The sequence below is a fragment of the Streptomyces meridianus genome, assembly GCF_023703325.1.
GTDB lineage: Bacteria > Actinomycetota > Actinomycetes > Streptomycetales > Streptomycetaceae > Streptomyces > Streptomyces meridianus.
This window is the reverse complement of record NZ_JAMQGM010000014.1, coordinates 139,701-157,020: the sequence shown is the minus strand read 5'-3', so window position 1 is coordinate 157,020 and position 17,320 is coordinate 139,701. Positions and strand designations below refer to the sequence as shown.

At 70.8% G+C, this 17,320-nt stretch carries 14 protein-coding genes; 8 read left to right on the top strand and 6 right to left on the bottom strand.

Annotated elements, in window-relative coordinates:
• The first annotated feature begins 27 nt into the window (after positions 1 to 27).
• The 4 genes from M1E25_RS06475 to M1E25_RS06460 all read left to right on the top strand — a co-directional run bounded on the left by M1E25_RS06475 (position 28) and on the right by M1E25_RS06460 (position 3,241).
• The gene (locus tag M1E25_RS06475; RefSeq protein WP_251411009.1) at positions 28 to 1,356 is read left to right on the top strand and encodes a class I SAM-dependent RNA methyltransferase; all 1,329 of its coding nucleotides are present in this window, start codon (positions 28 to 30) and stop codon (positions 1,354 to 1,356) included.
• A gap of 456 nt (positions 1,357 to 1,812) precedes the next feature.
• Positions 1,813 to 2,079: a ribbon-helix-helix domain-containing protein gene (locus M1E25_RS06470; protein WP_251411006.1), complete on the top strand. Its 267-nt coding sequence runs from the start codon at positions 1,813 to 1,815 to the stop codon at positions 2,077 to 2,079.
• Complete coding sequence (locus M1E25_RS06465) at positions 2,076 to 2,519, top strand: PIN domain-containing protein (protein WP_251411003.1); 444 nt, start codon at positions 2,076 to 2,078, stop codon at positions 2,517 to 2,519. Before M1E25_RS06470 ends, M1E25_RS06465 begins: the two co-directional genes overlap by 4 nt.
• A 260-nt stretch (positions 2,520 to 2,779) precedes the next feature.
• Positions 2,780 to 3,241 (top strand): hypothetical protein, encoded by a 462-nt coding sequence (locus M1E25_RS06460; RefSeq protein WP_251411000.1) that lies wholly within the window; start codon positions 2,780 to 2,782, stop codon positions 3,239 to 3,241.
• 31 nt (positions 3,242 to 3,272) lie between these two features.
• Here the strand turns inward: M1E25_RS06460 and M1E25_RS06455 are convergent, their stop codons facing one another.
• Positions 3,273 to 4,295, bottom strand: coding sequence for a translation initiation factor 2 (locus M1E25_RS06455; RefSeq protein ID WP_251410997.1), 1,023 nt, complete (start codon positions 4,293 to 4,295; stop codon positions 3,273 to 3,275).
• Positions 4,296 to 4,543: 248 nt separating this feature from the next.
• Between M1E25_RS06455 and M1E25_RS06450 the strand changes: the two genes are divergently transcribed.
• The 4 genes from M1E25_RS06450 to M1E25_RS06435 all read left to right on the top strand — a co-directional run bounded on the left by M1E25_RS06450 (position 4,544) and on the right by M1E25_RS06435 (position 11,796).
• Entirely contained in the window at positions 4,544 to 8,872 is a 4,329-nt protein-coding gene (locus M1E25_RS06450; RefSeq protein ID WP_251410993.1) for an NACHT domain-containing protein, read from the top strand.
• Positions 8,869 to 10,248, top strand: coding sequence for an esterase/lipase family protein (locus tag M1E25_RS06445; protein ID WP_251410990.1), 1,380 nt, complete (start codon positions 8,869 to 8,871; stop codon positions 10,246 to 10,248). Before M1E25_RS06450 ends, M1E25_RS06445 begins: the two co-directional genes overlap by 4 nt.
• 205 nt (positions 10,249 to 10,453) lie before the next feature.
• Entirely contained in the window at positions 10,454 to 10,918 is a 465-nt protein-coding gene (locus M1E25_RS06440; protein ID WP_251410987.1) for a low molecular weight protein-tyrosine-phosphatase, read from the top strand.
• Positions 10,915 to 11,796 carry a fructosamine kinase family protein gene (locus M1E25_RS06435; RefSeq protein ID WP_251410984.1) on the top strand — a complete coding sequence of 294 codons (882 nt, stop codon included), beginning with the start codon at positions 10,915 to 10,917 and terminating at the stop codon, positions 11,794 to 11,796. The genes M1E25_RS06440 and M1E25_RS06435 overlap by 4 nt, the downstream gene beginning before the upstream one ends.
• Before the next feature lie 229 nt (positions 11,797 to 12,025).
• Here M1E25_RS06435 and M1E25_RS06430 read toward each other — a convergent pair whose 3' ends face one another.
• From M1E25_RS06430 to M1E25_RS06410, 5 genes are all read right to left on the bottom strand, one after another.
• On the bottom strand, positions 12,026 to 12,445 hold the full coding sequence (locus tag M1E25_RS06430; protein WP_251410981.1) for a PPOX class F420-dependent oxidoreductase: 420 nt from the start codon (positions 12,443 to 12,445) through the stop codon (positions 12,026 to 12,028).
• A 169-nt stretch (positions 12,446 to 12,614) separates the two neighbouring features.
• Positions 12,615 to 13,268 (bottom strand): LutC/YkgG family protein, encoded by a 654-nt coding sequence (locus tag M1E25_RS06425; protein WP_251410978.1) that lies wholly within the window; start codon positions 13,266 to 13,268, stop codon positions 12,615 to 12,617.
• A complete protein-coding gene (locus M1E25_RS06420; protein WP_251410975.1) occupies positions 13,265 to 14,740 on the bottom strand; it encodes a lactate utilization protein B in 1,476 nt (491 codons plus the stop codon). Before M1E25_RS06420 ends, M1E25_RS06425 begins: the two co-directional genes overlap by 4 nt.
• Positions 14,737 to 15,489, bottom strand: coding sequence for a (Fe-S)-binding protein (locus tag M1E25_RS06415; RefSeq protein ID WP_251410972.1), 753 nt, complete (start codon positions 15,487 to 15,489; stop codon positions 14,737 to 14,739). Before M1E25_RS06415 ends, M1E25_RS06420 begins: the two co-directional genes overlap by 4 nt.
• Before the next feature lie 156 nt (positions 15,490 to 15,645).
• Positions 15,646 to 17,253, bottom strand: coding sequence for a penicillin-binding transpeptidase domain-containing protein (locus M1E25_RS06410; RefSeq protein WP_251410969.1), 1,608 nt, complete (start codon positions 17,251 to 17,253; stop codon positions 15,646 to 15,648).
• Positions 17,254 to 17,320: the final 67 nt, after the last annotated feature.

Genomic DNA, 17,320 nt, shown 5'->3' with positions numbered 1-17,320 from the left:
CACCCCATGCTCAGGAGCACCTCCGCTGTGACAACCGAACCCACCCAGTCGCTGGTCGGCCAGGAGTACGAGGTCGAGGTCGGCGCCGTGGCGCACGGAGGCCACTGCGTCGCCCGGACCTCCGAGGGCCAGGTGCTGTTCGTCCGGCACACCCTGCCCGGGGAGCGCGTGGTCGCCCGGGTCACGGACGGCGAGGAGGGCGCCCGCTTCCTGCGCGCCGACGCGGTGCGGGTGCTGGAGGCGTCCCCGGACCGGGTCGAGGCCCCGTGCCCCTACTCGGGGCCGGGCCGCTGCGGGGGCTGCGACTGGCAGCACGCGGCACCCGGAGCCCAGCGGCGCCTCAAGGTCTCCGTCATCGCCGAGCAGCTCTCCCGGCTCGCCGGGCTCACCCCCGAGGAAGTCGGCTGGGACGGCACCGTCGAGCCCGTACCGGGCGACAAGGTCGCCAAGGGTGAGGTCCCGGCCTGGCGCACGCGCGTCCAGTACGCCGTGGACGACGAGGGCCGGGCCGGTCTGCGGCGCCACCGCTCGCACGAGGTCGAGCCGGTCGACCGGTGCCTGATCGCGGCACCGGGCGTCAGTGAGCTGGGCATCGAGCAGCGGCAGTGGCCGCAGATCGACACCGTCGAGGCCGTCGCGGCCACCGGCTCGAACGACCGCCAGGTCATCATCACGCCGAAGCCCGGCGGCCGGCTGCCCATCGTGGAGCTGGACAAGCCGGTCTCCCTGATGCGGGTCGACGAGAAGGACGGCGGGGTGCACCGGGTGCACGGGCGCCCCTTCGTACGGGAGCGGGCCGCGGGCCGGACCTGGCGGGTCGGCTCGGGCGGGTTCTGGCAGGTTCACACGAACGCCCCGGATCTGCTCGTCGAGGCCGTCATGCAGGGGCTCATGCCGCGCAAGGGGGATATGGCCCTCGATCTGTACTGCGGCGTCGGGCTGTTCGCGGGTGCGCTCGCGGAGCGGGTCGGCGACCAGGGGGCGGTGCTCGGCATCGAGTCGGGCAAGCGCGCGGCCGAGGACGCCCGCCACAACCTCCAGGACCTCGACCGGGTGCGCATCGAGCAGGGCAAGGTGGACCAGGTGCTGCCGCGCACCGGGATCACGGAGGCTGACCTCGTCGTACTGGACCCGCCCCGGGCCGGCGCAGGCAAGCGGACCGTCGAGCACGTCGCGGGCCTGGGTGCACGGCGCATCGCCTACGTCGCCTGCGACCCGGCCGCGCTGGCCCGCGACCTGAAGTACTTCCGCGAGGCCGGCTACCGGCCGCGCAAACTGCGGGCGTTCGATCTCTTTCCGATGACGCACCACGTGGAGTGCGTGGCGGTGCTCGAGCCAGCCGTGAAGGGATCCTGACCTGCGGGTTTGTAACTTGGGTGGCGCGCTCGACCTGTTTTCCTCCGCACAACGGCTCGAGCGGCCAGTGCGTCCATCGTGTATGCGCGGACCTGCGGCTCTGTAGCTGGGTGCGGTCTCGGCGGCCCGGGCGCCGTGGCATCGCTGAGAACTCTTGACGCTCAGATGACGCCCACTCAAGACGCACCACAGCATCATCTGCCCATGGCCGGGCGATACCAGCGCTGGGCATCCGTGAGGCCTTGCACCCGTCCTGCCCGCAGCCCTGTCCCTTGCCGCGCACGTCGACCCGACCTGCTCGCAACACCCGGCTCAACAACGTCGTCGCGTTGCCGAGGCTCTGGCGGTGCAAGAACGCCAGTCGTCGGCGGTGCGAGGCAGCCACCGTGCGTTCGTCGTGGAGTGTGCGGCCGCAACGGGCATACATCAATGTGGTACATAATCTAGCCTTGGTACATGTCTATGAAACGAACCAACGTCTACGCCGATCCGGAAGACCTCGCGATCATCAAGGAGGCCGCAAAGCGGCGCGGCATCAGCGAGGCCGAGATCATTCGGCAGGGCATCCATCTCGCGGCCATGGCCAACCGTGTCTGGGACGAACCGCTCTTCTCCCGCACCTTCCAGGGGGGAGGCCGCACCCCCAGTAGGCGTGAGGTGCGTGACACCGTGGCCGAAGCCGTGTGTCGCGAGACCGGGTCCGGGACCGGGACCGCTGCGTGATCATCGTCATCGCGGACACCTCCGGGCTCCTTGCGGCGCTCGACTCCGCCCATCCCGAGCATCAGGCGGCGAGCGAGGCGATCATGGCTGCCGGGCTTCTGGTGATGTCCCCGCTGCTGCTCGCGGAGATCGACCATGTCGCCACGCGCGAACTCGGCCGTGAAGCGGCGCTCAGTGCGGTCGACGACATCCGGCATTGGACGCGTCGAGGCCGTATCGCTCTGCCCCGGATCACGGAAGACCATCTGAGTGTCGCCCAGTCGGTGCGTGTCCGGTACCGCGACCTGGACCTGGACCTTGCGGATGCGGTGAACGTGGCTCTTGCTGCTGAGTACGACACCGACGCTGTACTCACGCTCGACCGTCGAGACTTCCGGGCCGTGTGCCCATGGGGCCGACACAAGGCGTTCCGGGTGCTGCCCGACGACCTTCCGATCTGATGTCGGACGGTGCCCCGGCCGTGTCGTCGATTCCGTCGGTCGTGACGCTCGTTTGACGCCTGCGGCACTCGTGGACTCTTCGGTAGGGCGGAAAAATCTGTCTGACCTGCAGTTTCTCGGATGCGATTCCGGCTGATCTCTTCCCGATGACCACACCGCGTGGAGTGCGCGGCGGTGCTCGAGCCGGTGAAAGGGGCGACTGACCCGCGGACTCCTCACCGGCTCCTCAGCCCGTGCTCCGGGTGCGAGGATGTCAAGTCGTGACAGGGACTTCGCTGGGGGGACGCATGGCCGAGGACGTTTCGGGGACCGTGGCGGAAGGCGAGCAGCGGGCAGTGGCTGAGCCCCTGCCCGGAGCACTCGTCGAGGAGATGGACAGGGAGATGCGAAGGTGGCGGATCGCCACCTTCAACTACGGTGTCACCTACTACGTCGGCCGGATTCTGCTCATTCTCACCAGCGCCGTGGTGGCAGCCGACCAGAACCTGGGGGACGGCCATGGAAGCTGGCTGATGGCGTGGGTCCCGGCCCTGGCACTGGTCGTCGCGGTGATGACAGCGGTGGACACCTGGCTGAAGCCGCAGCAGAAGTGGCGCGGCTTCATGGAGTCCCGGGACGCTCTTGCGGACCTGAGAATCCAGGCGGGCGGCCTGCCCGCTGATGAGGTGCGTGAGAAGTTCCTCGAGCTGCGCCGGCAGCACCGGGAGCGGAACATCTTCTGATGCGCAGCCCCGGTGCCACGGCCTGGCGGCACTACGTGCGGGCAGCGGACGTCGCGAGCCGCTCCACCGCCCGGCGCTCGGCGGCCTCGACGTCCAACCGGCCCGACCGGTCGCCGCCGCGCGCGATGACGGCGGCGCGGACCAGAGCCAGGTAGAAGAGGGCCGGTCCGCACGGTGTCCACTCGTCGGGCTTCTTCTGCAGGACGAAGTCGAGCACGTTGTCGGGATCGGCCGGGACGAATTCGAACCGGTCGTGCTCCCACTTGTCCTCGATGCCGCGGCTTCGGCGGGCCACGAGCTGGTCGGCCGTCAGGTCGGTGAGCACGGCCCGGTAGAAGGCGGCCCACTGGTGGTTGCGCACGTCGAGTGCGAAGACGAGCAGTTCGAGGTCGACCTCGTCCTCGTTCTGGACGGCGAGTTCCTCCCGGAGCGCACGACGGGCCACGGCGTGCAGGCTGATGGGGGATCCGTCCTCGGGGATGTCGTGGATGGCGGCGAGCCCTTCGTTGACCGAGGAGTTCCAGCGCACCTTGTTGTGGCCCTCCACCCGAACGCTTCGCCGTGCGAACACCATCTTCCGGTCGGGCCCCGTCTCCACCGCCACGTTGACGCCGAAGCTGCAAGAGAGGAACGCGGGCGCGGTCACCGGGTCGGCGTTCTCCAGGTACTGGGAGCGCAGGGTGGCGGGCTCCCCCTCGCGCAGCGGCTCGTCGAGGTTGACCGACGTGGCGAGGAAGTCGTAGTAGTCCGCATCGCACAGACCGATCTGCACCAAGGGCTCTTCGGTCTCGTCGCTCCGCGAGGCGATGATGCTCTCGACGGCGAAACGGGGGTTGTTCCAGGCGTACGGCTCGCCCGCTGCCTGTCGGCGCTGCATATCCGCCTCGATGTCCTCCCGCCACCGCTGGACCTCGACGGGAAGTTCCACCCGGCGGAGACCGGGTTCGTAAATGATCTGCACGTTCTCCTGCTGGATCGGGCGTGTGCCGTCCCCCTCGAAGATGTGGCAGTCCGTTACAAGATTTCCGATGACCATGCGGTCGCGCGGCTCCACGAGTCCTCCTCGGCCCGTTTCGAGTAACGTGAACAACACACTGGGTTGCGGTGCGGGAACGTCAGGTTTTCACAAACCGTCCTGTTGTGCGGCAGGGATGCGTGGCTGAACTCTGCGGAGGGGGAGTTCGGTTGGACCGGGGGCAGAAGCGTGACGGTGTGGTCGCGACCGTCGTTGTCGACAGGTACCGGGGTGACGCACGACGGTCCAGGGACCGCGTCCGGCTGCGGACGACGGCGTCACGTTTCGTGGAACAGGCCGTCCGGCTCGGGTTCGATGTTCCATCACTGGGCTTCAGCAGTACCGGCGGGGACGGCGGGGCGGAACTGTCCGCGGGACGCGAGCAGATCCGCGATCTGTTACTGCGGCTGAGGCAGCAGGCGGTGGACAGGAAGATTCTCTACTGGACCGGGCACGGCGAAGTGGTGTCCGGCGTCTTCTATCTCGCCTGTGAAGACAGTTACCAGAAGGGGGAGTTCGATCCCCGCCGGGCCGTTTCGGCCGAGGAACTGGTCTCCTGGCTCGCCGAGGACCCCACGGACACGCTTCTCGTCCTGGACGCCTGCTTCTCGGGCGAGGCGGTGCGCGAGGTCAGCCACCACGTCAAGGACGCACGGCTGCGAGCCGGTGTCGACGACGCGGAGGCCGGATTCGCCGTGGTCGCGACCGCCGGATCACGTCAGGAAGCGCTGGAGGGACACTGGGTCGACTGCCTGGAGCGGGTCCTTTCGGATCCGGAACAGGTCATCGACGGCAGTGTGCGGATCTTCCAACGGGAGAACGCCTTCGTTCCCTTCCAGCAGCTGATGAGCGCGATCAGGAGCCTGATCGACGATCAGGTCCCGTACTGGCAGGAGCCGCAGACGCTCCGCGCCTGGTTCCTGCCCAACCCGTACTGGTCCCCGCGGGCGCGGTCCGCGCTGCGCCCGCAGGACGACCGGTCATGGATCGGCAAGGAACTCGCCGGCGAGGAACTGCCGGTGTTCTCCGGCTCGGGCGAGAGCTGGCATCTGCGGGACTTCGCCTCGCGGCATCGGGTACTCGGCGACCTGATCAACTGGCTGCGCGTCCAGGAATCCGGGATGCTCACGGTCACGGGGGCATCCGGCGCGGGCAAGTCGACGCTCCTGGCGTATGTGGCGCATCTGACCGTCGAGCACTTCGTGTCCTCCCTCCCCGAGGACCGCCGCCCCCGGGTGCTGCCCGAACTCCGTTCGGTCAATGCCGCGCTCCACTGCCGCGGCAGGACACTGTCGACGCTGTGCGAGGAGCTGACCCGGGGCCTGACACCGCTCGGCCTGCACACGGCGGAGATCAAGCAGGGGTCCCCGCACAGCCTTGTGCAGGAGGTCGAGGCACTGGCCGAGCTCAAAGGCAGCCTCACACTGATGTTCGACGGGCTCGACGAGGCGGCGGCGGGGCATTCCTTCGACATCGCACGCGGTCTGCTCAACCCCCTCGCGGCCCTGCCCGGGGTGCGGGTGGTGGTCGCCACCCGGCCGAACGCCCGCCGCAGCCTTCCGGGTGATCTCCGCGCCGAAACACTGCTGGACGTGCTGCACTCCACCATCGTGATGGAGCTGGACCAGGAGGCCCGGACCGAGCAGGACATCGCCCGGCACGTCGAACGGCTGCTCGCCGAGGAGAACTCCCCCTACCGGCTGCCGCATGCGGCGCAGCAACGTGCCGCCGTCGCCCGGCAGATCGCGGCCGGCAGCAACGGCCTCTTTCTCGTGGCCACCCTGTGGGCCAGACATGTCGCCGAGCGACCGATGCCGTCGGACGCGGAGCAGCTGCGCAGGGAGCTACGCCAGGGGACGTCCGTCCTCGACGCCCTCCTGGCCGAGGAGCTGTTACGGCTCGACCCGCAGGACACCGCCCGGATCCGGGACTTCATGACCGCTCTCGCGCTGGCCCAGGGAGTCGGACTGCCCCAGCCCAGGGTGTGGCTGGCCGTGACCAACGCGGTGCGTGCTCCGGGGAGCAGGGAGTACGGGGAGGAGGACCTGCGCGACGTGATCCGCAGGGCCGCCGGCGTGACGATCACGAGGGATGTCGAGTCGGGTGAGGAGGTGTACCGCCTCCACCATCCCAGTTTCGGGGCCCATCTGCTCAGCGACGAGCTGGAGCAGCGGAGGATGCACCGGGCGATCCACCGGGCTCTGACTCCGCGCAGGGGCGAGGACTGGCGAACCACCGAAAACTATGTGAAGCACCACCTCACCGCGCATGCCGCACTGGGCGGGGACGACCTGCTCGCGGAGCTGGTGGACGACTGCCACTTCCTGGTCGCCGCATCGCCCGACGTCCTCGAGCCCCTGGTCGCCGCCCGGCTTTCGACCACCGCCCAGAGCGCGCTCTACCTGGGCGTGGCCGGGCACTTCCGCCGGCACCCGACGGAAGCGGCCAGATGGGCGATGCTCCGTGCCACCGCACTGGCCATGTTCTCGCGGGAGTTCCTCGCCGCCGTGCCGAAGCCGTCGTCCGTGTTCTGGGAGGACGTGTGGAGCAGTGCCGCACGGCTTCCCCTGCACAGGAGCTGGCCCGCCCCGCCGGGCGGGGCGCTCGCCGTGCACTGGGAGGCGCACGGCGACGGAATCATCCATGCGTCGGGCGCCGGTGAGGTCAAGTCGTGGACCGCGGAAGGACACGAGGTCCTGGGGAGGGACACCGGACCGGACACCTGGGCGGCTCCTCCACGGCAGCGGGGAGTGACGGCGTCGGGCCGGGGCGACAGCCGGGTGGTCGCCACGCATGACGGCCTGTGCGTGCGGATGTGGCACGGCAGCGGCAGGTACCCGGTGGAAGAGCTGTACTGGGGCGGGACTCCGGGCGCCGTCGACTCGGTGCGTTGGGGCAACGAGGTCCTGCTCGCCACCGTCGACGGTGACCGCCTGTGGCTGTGGCGGTGGGACAGCACCATGGAGTACTCCAGAGCCGAACTCCGCATGCACACCCTCGGCGTGCCGGTCCGCTGCGTTTCTCTCCTGGTGGCGGGCGGGAGGGCCGCCGTGGTGACCGGTGGGCCCACGGGGGTGAACGTGTGGGAGGTGCCCGGGCGGAAGACGATGAAGGAGCCGCTGCGTCGCGTCCGGTCACTGAGGGACGGCATCGAGTCGGTCATCGCGGTGTCGGCTCTGGTCCTGCCGGACGGTGGCGTGTCCGGGTCGGTGATCGGGGCGCTGGACGGTCGCGCGCTCCGTGCCTGGCGGATGGACGACCTCTTCCAGGGGGAGGCGCGCCCCCTGTTCAGCCCCGGCCCCGCGAGTGCCGGCCGTGCGGTCACCGTCGGGCGGGGCCCGCGTGGAGTGCTGACAGCGGTCGGGGAGGACGCCGCGGTCCGCATCTGGGATGAAAAGGGCGCGGAGTACGTTTCGTTGCCGTGCGATCACCATCACCAGTCCCTGGCGTTCGACCCTTCGGGGACAGGGCGTCTGGCGGTGGCGGACGAGACGCGGATCCGCGTCTGGGAGCCGCACGATGCACCGGCGGCGGGGGATGCGCCCGGCGCCCGCCACACCGGCCGGAGGGCGGTCGGCAGGACACGGCTGCGGGTAACGGGCGGAGGCCCCGGCGGAACCCTGCTGCTGAGCCGCTCGCAGGGCCCCGACGTGATGTTGAGCCTGCACTCCTCCGACGGGCAGACCGGCGAGGCGCTCCGGCTCGTGCACCCCGAGGAGGTGGAAGCGATCTCCGCGGCGAGGGTCGGTGACCGGTGGCTGACCGCGGCGGTCGGACGCAGGCGCGGTCAGCTCTGGACGCTCGGGCCGGGACTGGAACTGCTGGAGACCGAGAACTTCGTACTGCCGGGGCCGGCCGATCGACCGGTGCCTTCCCTGGCTCTCCACGCGACCGGAAAGGACCGGCTGCGGCTGCTGTGGCCGCACGGGCAGAGCGTGGTCACCTGGGAACGCGAGATGAAGGCCCGCGGTGCATGGGAGGAAGGGCGGACGTTCTGGATGGGAGCCGCCGGCGCCGTGCAGCGGATAGAGGCGGTGGGCCTTGCCTCTGGCCCCTCCTGGCTGTCGGCGTGGGGTGGCAACGCGGTACGGGTCTGGGACCTCACGGAGCCCGGGACGAAGCCGCAGCCGGTCAACGCCGTCAGGACCAGGGCAGTGGCCACGGGACTGTTGCAGCGCACGACGTCGCCGGTTCCGCTCATCGCGTTCACCACCGGGGAGACGGTGAAGTTCGCCGAGTGCGACGGGGGTTACGCCGTGCCGACCGTCCTGCCGCGGCAGTCCGGCGGAGCACTCGACGGTGTCGCTCTGGCGGGTCCGCCTCAGCGCCCTCTGCTCGTCGGCTGGAGCCGTGACTCCGGCCGCCTCAGGCTCTGGGACATCAGGCGGGAACGGGCCCTGGAGCCCGTGGAATCCCGGGGATACGACGTGACCGGCGTGGACTCGGCCTTCGACGGCGACGGCATCACCCTCATGGTCCAGGGCGTCGGCCAGAACAGTGTCCGCTGCGATCAGGTGTTCGTGCCATGGCCGGCCGGCCATCCGGTCTCCGGTCCCGAGGCCATCGGTCATCGGGTGGGGGAATCCGCTCGACGAGACATGAGGAGCGTCCTGTGAAGCACGATCTGGTCGTTCTCGTTCCGGGCATCATGGGCACGGCCCTGACCCGGAGCGGAGCCGATGTCTGGGATCTGACCCCGGAGGCGATGAGCGGACTCCTCCGGCCCGGGAGAACCAGGAAGATGCTCCAACTGCCCAAGGACATCGGGGACGACGACCCGGAGTCGCCGCACGCCCTGGAGTTGGGCGGCGTGATCCACGGGCCGCGTCTCCTTCCGGGGCTTGTCTCCAACATGGAATATCCGGACCTCCGCAGGCTGCTCGGCATCGAGGAGGAGCGATTCGCGGAGTTCCCCTACGACTGGCGCCTGAGCAACCGCAATTCGGCCGGGAAACTGAAACTCTTCGTCCAGGAGCGGTTGACCCGGTGGCAGGAGACGGCCGACCCCAAGCGGTTTCCGCGGGCCGGGGAGGCCAAGGTGATCTTCCTGTGCCGTTCCATGGGCGGTCTGGTGGTGCGGTACTACACCGAGGTGCTCGGGGGGTGGGAGCAGACCCGGTCGGTCGCCACGCTGGGCACGCCCTTCTCGGGGAGCGTCAAGGCGCTGCGGTTCCTGACCGGCCAGGTGCGGTGGGTGCCGAGCCCGTTCCGGGAGTGGATCCACGAGGTCTGCTCGACCTATCCCTCGCTCGGCCAGCTCATCCCCACCTACCGGGTGGTGGTCGACCCCCAGGAGGGCAGGTCCCGTCTCAAGGGGCAACCGGTCGAGGGGGTGGGCACCCGAATGATCGACGACTCCTTCGCCTTCTTCCAGGAGGTGCAGGACGCCATCGAGGAGAACGACGCGGTGCACGGGTCGAGGCGCTGCACGCTGGTTGCCCTGGGAGGCGACAAGCACCGGACCGACCAGGCGCTCTCCTTCTCGTCGGGGGGCAGGCCGAAGTTCCATCAGGACTTCTCGGATTCCGGGGATCCGGAAGACCGGGGTCTGCTGCTCCACGGTGACGGCACGGTGGCGGACTTCGCCCAGACGCCCCCCGAGTGGTCCGACACCGGTCAGACGGTGTGGCTCGACAGCAGGCATGCGGACCTCATCAACTCCGGGCACGCCCGCAAGCAGTTGAAGCGCATCTGCGATGGCCTCGCGCTGGCCGGGGTGCTGAGCGCCGGGGAACCCGTCGGAGTCGAGTTTCCCGACTTCGCACAGGCCGGAGAGCCCTTCGAGGTATGGGTGACGAACGCCGATCCCGCGATGGGACTGAGGGTCCGGCGTCTCGGCGGGGACGGCAGGTGTGTGTCCGACGAGGTGATGCAGCCGTCCGGAGGCGGGGGCTTCCGTGCCGAACTGCGTGCCGAATCCGGGCGCTGGACCCTGGAGGTCTACTCGAAGGCTCTCGGTTACTCATGCAGGGACGTGCTGCTGGTTGTCTAGCCGTCCCCGGCCGGCAGACGGACTTGCGCCGATGCGCGACCACCTGTGCGAGGTGCTCCCAGGGCCGCGAGGCCACGGCTCCGGCGCGCCGGGCGATGGCGGTTCTGCCAAAGCCGGGGATCGACGCCATTGCGCATGGGCACGCGCAGCGCGGGCAGGGCCGGGCGGGCCCGCCCGGCCCCGGCGCGGACGTACCCTCGTAGCCATGCACATCTGCTTCGTCTGCACCGGGAACATCTGCCGGTCGCCGTCCGCCGCGCTCGTCTTCGCCGAGCACCTGCGCCGGGCCGGGCTCGACGGCGACGTACGCGTCACCAGCGCCGGCATCGGCTCCTGGCACGTCGGCGGCCCCATCGACGAGCGGGCGGGCGAACTGCTGGCCCACCACGGCTACCCCGTCGAGCACGTCGCGGCTCAGGTCGGTACCGAGCACCTGGAAGCCGATCTGCTGCTGGCGATGGACCGCGGCCACGAGCAGGCGCTGCTCCGGCTGGTCGATTCCCCGTCCCGGGTCCGGATGCTGCGGTCCTTCGACCCGCACGCGACCGGCGACCTGGACGTGCCGGACCCGTACTACGGCGGCCCCGAGGGATTCGGCGAGGTGCTGGCCATGATCGAGGCCACGGTGCCGGGCCTGCTCACCTGGGCCCGCGAGAACGTGTGCGCATGACCAACCGCCCGGCAGCCGGAGACGCCGGAACCCCCGCCGGTGTGGCGGCCCGCCTCACCGGCCGGCCGGTGACCGGCGAACGTCCGCTGTCCCCGGCGCTCGCCGAAGTCACGCTCGACGACGGGCACCTGGTGATGGTCAAGCGCGCCGACGATCCCGGTGCGGCTCGGGCCGAGGCGGCGGGACTGCGCTGGCTGGCCGACGCCGGCACCGTCCGCGTCCCGACGGTGCAGGGGCACGACGACCACTGGCTGGTCACGGATCTGGTGCGGTCCGGCCCGCCGAGTACCGCAGCAGCCGTCCGGTTCGGACGGGACCTGGCCGCCCTGCACGCCGCGGGCGCGCCCGCGTTCGGCGCCCCGCCGCCCGGGGGGCTCGAGGACGCCTGGATCGGGCTCGCGCCCATGCGCAACGTGCCCGGCCCGGACTGGCCGCGCTGGTACGCCGGGCACCGGGTGCTCCCGTACCTGCGCCGCGCCGTCGACGACGGCATCGTCCGCGGCGCCGAGGCAGCCGTGGTCGAGCGTGCCTGTGAGCGGCTCCCCGAACTGGCCGGCCCCGCCGAGCCGCCGGCCCGCCTGCACGGCGATCTGTGGAACGGCAACGTGCTGTGGGGCGACGACGGACACGTCCGGCTGATCGATCCGGCCGCGCACGGCGGCCACCGGGAGACCGACCTGGCGATGCTGCGCCTCTTCGGCTGCCCGTACCTGGACCGGGTGATCGAGGGCTACCAGGACGGGGCGCCACTGGCGGACGGCTGGGCCGACCGCATCGGGCTGCACCAGCTCTTCCCGCTGTTGGTGCACGCGGTGCTGTTCGGCCGCTCCTACGCCGAGCAGGCGCTCACGGCGGCCCGGCGTACCCTGGCGCAGTGACCCCGGGACGGCTCGCACCGAGTCTTCCGGCACCGGGGGAGCCCCGGCGGAGCCCGCGCCGGAGAGACACCTGATGCGGCGGACGGGCGCGCGGGGGGACGGCCCGGACAGTGTCCGGTGAGCCACTTCCCGGCGGCCGGTGCGCAGTACGTCGTCCGGCAGTGCCCACCGGCCGGAGGACGGCCGGACGAACCGGCCGTCCTGTGAGGGGCCGGGGCCCCGGACGGGGTCAGCCCGCCTGGCTGCTGTCCTTCAGGGAGCCCCACCCGTGCCAGCGGTCGATCTCGATCCAGGCGCTGACGCGAGGGCGGTCCCGCTGCGGGTACGTCTTGCCCAGGTACTGGCGGGCGAGCCGGTCGATGTCGGTCAGGCCGTCGTCGTCCTTGAACTCGACGACGCGGCCGATGAGGCTGATGTGGGTGTACCAGTTGCCTTCGTCGAGCACGGTGAGCGTGACCCGGGGGTCGTTGCGCAGGTGCTGCAGCCGCTTGCGCCCCTCGTCCATGTTGACGAGGACCCGGCCGTCCTCCCAGAGGTACCAGGTGGCCGTGGACACGGGCTGACCGTCCGAGCGCAGGGTGGTGATGACGGCCGGGTTGGGCTTGACCAGCACGGTCACCGCGGATTCGGGAAGAGGTGGCCTGGACATCCTGGACTGCTCCTCAACTGTGTCGGCTGCTCGCCGTCCGTGCGGATGACGACCCGTCCAGCCTCACACATCCGTGGCGGGGGATCACGGTGGCGCACGCCCGGATGCGGTGACTGCGTGCAGGCGCCTCGGCCGGCTCCCCTGCTCGCCGCAGGAGCGGGCAGCCGGATCAGCCCGCGAGCAGGACGACTTCGAGGACGCGCGGACCGTGGACGCCCTCCACCCGGTCCAGTTCGATGTCACTGGTGGCGGACGGGCCGCTGATCCAGGTCAACGGACGGGTGGGGTCGAGCTGTTCGAGGGCCTGCGGCACCGAGTCCACCACCTGCTCGGGAACCCGTACGACACAGATGTGGTGGTCGGGCACGAGGGTGATTCGGCGGCGCCCCTGGCCCGCGCCTGCGTCCAGGACGAGCGTCCCGGTCTCGGCGACGGCCACCGCGCAGCCGGTGACGACGCTGTCGACCGCGTCGAGCCGGCGAGCCGTCACGTCCGGTGCGTCCGGCACCCGCTCCACGCCGTCCGCCACCGCCATCGCGAGCCAGCCTTCGGGCAGGCCCCCGGGAGCCACCACCGTGCGGGCACCCCGGTCGGCGAGGAGGCGTGCGACGAGTCCGGGCAGTTCGTCACCGGTGCAGTGGTGCACCAGCGCCCGGTAGTCCTCCAGGTTGTCGGCCAGCAGCGCGACGGTCCCGACGGCCGTCCGCTCGCCGTGGACACGCAGGTAGCTGCGCGGCACCGGGACATCCTGCGGCTGCTCGTCGTCGGGGACGTCCGCGAGCGCTTTGCGCACCCGGCTCAGCACCACGTCCTTGCTGCTCACGGGTTCCTCCCCTCGCCGCGGGTGCGTGCCCACCAGTCCCGGAAGGACTCGGCCGGCGCCGGGGGCAGGTCGCGCGAGTCCGTCCAGGCCCGGCCGGGACCGGGCATGCGCTTCGGGTGGAACCTGCGGCTACGGGACAGCGCACGTTGGCCCGCGCGCAGTGCACCGGGCCGGTCCAGCAGCCAGCGGGAGGCGCGCATCGCCGCGCGCTCGGCCGCGTGGCCCTTGGCAGGCTTGACCTTCACCCTGGTGCCGCGCCGCGTCACCTCGCCGCCCTCGGCGACCCGTTCCCGCAGATGGACGAGGACCTCCGGGATGTCGATGGCTACCGGGCACACCTCGTAGCAGGCGCCGCACAGGGTGGACGCGTAGGGCAGGGAGGCGTCCAATTCGCTGTCGGTGCCGCGTATCTGGGGCGTGAGGATCGCGCCGATCGGCCCCGGGTACGGGGAGCCGTATGCGTGACCGCCGGCCCGCTCGTACACCGGGCAGACGTTCAGGCACGCCGAGCAGCGGATGCAGCGCAGTGCCTGCCGGCCGACGGTGTCGGCCAGGGTGTCGGTGCGGCCGTTGTCGAGGAGCACGAGGTGGAACGTGCGGGGCCCGTCGTCGTCGGAGGTGCCCGTCCACATCGAGGTGTACGGATTCATGCGCTCCGCCGTGGACGAGCGGGGGAGAAGCTGCAGGAAGATCTCGAGGTCCTGCCAGGCCGGCACGATCTTCTCGATGCCGACGACGGAGATCAGTGTCTCGGGCAGGGTCAGGCACATCCGCCCGTTGCCCTCCGACTCGACGACGACCAGCGTCCCGGTCTCCGCGACGACGAAGTTGGCGCCGGAGATCCCCACCTTGGCGCGCAGGAACTTCTCGCGCAGATGCAGCCGGGCGGCCTCGGCGAGTTCGGCGGGGGTGTCGGTGAGACCGTCCGGTGCCGGGCGGCCCCAGTCGGCCATCCGGTCACGGAAGATCTCCCGGATCTCCGAGCGGTTGCGGTGGATCGCCGGCACGAGGATGTGGGAGGGGAGGTCGTCGCCGAGCTGGACGATGAGTTCGGCGAGGTCGGTCTCGCAGGCCGTGATGCCGGCCTCGGCGAGGGCGTCGTTGAGGCCGATCTCCTGCGTGGCCATGGACTTGACCTTGACGACCTCGGTCTCGCCGGTGGCCTGCACGAGCCCGGTGACGATCCGGTTGGCCTCGGCGGCGTCGGCCGCCCAGTGCACCTGACCGCCGGCCGCCGTCACCGCCGCCTCCACCTGCTCGAGATAGTGGTCGAGGTGGCGGAGGGTGCGGTTCTTGACGGCCGCGCCGGCCTCCCGGAGCCGGTCCCAGTCGGCGAGTTCGTCCACGGCCTTGGCCCGCTTGGCGCGAATGGTGTGGGTGGCGTGGCGCAGGTTGCCGCGCAGCGTCTTGTCCTGGGAGGAGAGGGCCGCCGCCCGGGGGAAGGCCGGCATCCCCAGATAGGTTCCGCTCATCGCACGTCCCCTTCGGTGCTCGCCAGGATCTCGGCGATGTGGACGGGGCGGACCGGTGACCCGAGCCGGGCCAGGGTGCCGCCGATGTGCATCAGGCAGGAGTTGTCCACCGTGCACACGGCCTGGGCGCCGGTCGTACCGATGCTGCGGGCCTTGTCGGCGCCCATGGCGGCGGAGACCGCCGGGTTCTTGACGGCGAAGGTGCCGCCGAAGCCGCAGCACTCCTCGGCGCCGGGCAGTTCGCGCAGCTCCAGCCCGCGGACGTTCTCCAGCAGGCGTCGCGGCCGGTCCCCGAGGCCGAGCATCCGCAGACCGTGGCAGGTCGGGTGGTAGGTGACGGCGTGCGGGTAGTACGCACCGACGTCCGTCACCTTCAGCACGTCGACGAGGAACTCCGTCAGTTCGTACGTCCGGGCCGCCGCGGCCGCAGCTGCTTCGGCCAGTTCGCCGTCCCGCCCCTCCTGCGCGGCCCTGTCGCCGACGCGCGGGTGGTTGTCGCGCACCATGGCCGCGCACGACCCGGAGGGGGTGACGATGTGGTCGTAGTCGCGGAACACGTCGGCGTAGCGACGCACCAACGGTTCACTCTCCCGGCGGTAGCCGGTGTTGAACTGGGGCTGGCCGCAGCAGCTCTGCGCCGCGGGAAATGCGACCTCGACGCCGAGCCGTTCGAGCAGGGTCACCACGGCCTGCCCGGTGCGCGGGTAGAGCGTGTCGTTGACACAGGTGACGAACAGGGCTACCCGCACACCGGCTCCCGCGGGCCGCTCGCTGCAGGGGCCCCGACCGGGTCCGTCGCCATGTGATCACCCATGAGCCCATGGTGCCGCAGGGGCCGCGTTTTGTGCAGGGGGAGGGGTGTCCGCAGGGCAGGGCGGCCCCCGTGACGCGGTCCGCCGAACGCGTCAGTCCGCGCCCAGCACCGCGGCGACCAGCGGCCCTGCCGCATCGCCGCCGTGTCCGCCCGACTGGACGACGGCCGCCGCCGCCAGGTCGTCCTGGAACGCGGTGAACCAGCTGTTGGCCTCGCCCTGCTGGTCCACCTCGGCCGAGCCCGTCTTGGCGCCCTTGTCGCCGCCGAGCCCGGACATGGCCCGGGCGCCCGTACCGCTCACGGCCGTCAGACGCATCATGTCCCTGAGTTGCCTGGCGACCTGGGGCGTCATCCGCCGTGCAGCCACGGCCAGTTGGCGTCCGTCCAGCGAAGGGTCCACGAGCACCGGCTGGTGGAAGACCCCCGACGCGGCGGTGGCGGTGACGGAGGCCATGTTGAGCGGGTTCATCGCGACCTGGCCCTGGCCTATGTACTCCGCGGCGGCCTCGCCGCCCGAGACCTCCGGGACACTGCCGTCGAAGGACGTCACGCCGGTCTTCCAGTCGAGACCGATCCCGAACACCTCCCGGGCGGTACGGGGCAGCGCCGCGTCGTCCCCCGTGTCGTCGATCAGCTTGATGAACGCCGTGTTGCAGGAGCGTGCGAAGGAGTCCGCGAAGCTGCGGCCGCTGGTGGAGAAGTGGTCCAGATTGCGGAAGGTCCTGCCCTGGTACATGACGGTCTTCGGGCACTCCGCCGTCCGGCCGGCGGCGGCCACCCCCTTCTCCATCAGCATGGCCGCCGTGACGATCTTCATCGTCGAGCCGGGGGCCAGCCTGCCCTCCATCGCCGCGTTGAACGCGTCCGTGCGGTGGTTCGCGACGGCCCTGATCTCTCCCGTGCTCGGCTGGATCGCCACCACCGACGACTGGGCGTAGCGGCGCACCGCCCGCTCGGCGGCCGCCTGTATCCGTGCGTCCACGGTGGTGCGCAGTCGGCCGGGTCTGCCCTGGGCGAGCGTCAGCAGGGTCCGGTGGGAGGCCGTGTCCGAGACGGTGCTCTCGATCTGTGTTGTGATGCCGGGCTTGCCGCCGGAGCGGTCCCCGTACCTCTCCCGCAGCGTGTCCAGCAGCGGTCCGAGCGACGGGTACTCCTTGCCTGTCAGCTCGACGCCGTTGCGGTCGACGGCTCGGATCGGCGGCGAGGCGGCCTCACCCGTCCGGATGCTCTCGCCCTTCTTCAACTCGGGGTGGATAACCGACGGTTGCCAGTCGACGAGCGCCCGGCCCGTCGTCACCCCGCGGACGATCCGCAGCGACGACGTGTACGACCACGGCTCGGTCTTCCCCCGATAGGAGACCTCCGCCCGGACGGTGTACCGCACGGTCGCACCGTTCGGCGTGCCCGGTTTGATCGTCGCCTTCGTCACGTGGGCGTCGGTGCGGTAGCCCGACAGCAGGACGCGTGCGTCCACCGCGTTGTCGGTGAGCTGCGCGGCGGCGTCCGCGTCCCCCTTCGCCCATGCGGCGAGGAACTTCGTCGCGGTGGTGCGGATCTCGTTCTCGTCCGGCGGTCCGGACTTCACCCGGGCCTGCGCCGCGCCACCGCTGAGCCCGTTCCAGATGTTGTACGCCCCGTAGCCGAGGCACCCCACCACGACCACGACCACTGCGCCGACGATGCCGGACTTCACCCGCATGTCCCCAGCCCTCCCCCTGAGCCACACTCCCCGTGAGCCGGACGATAACGGAATCCGGTGACAGGAG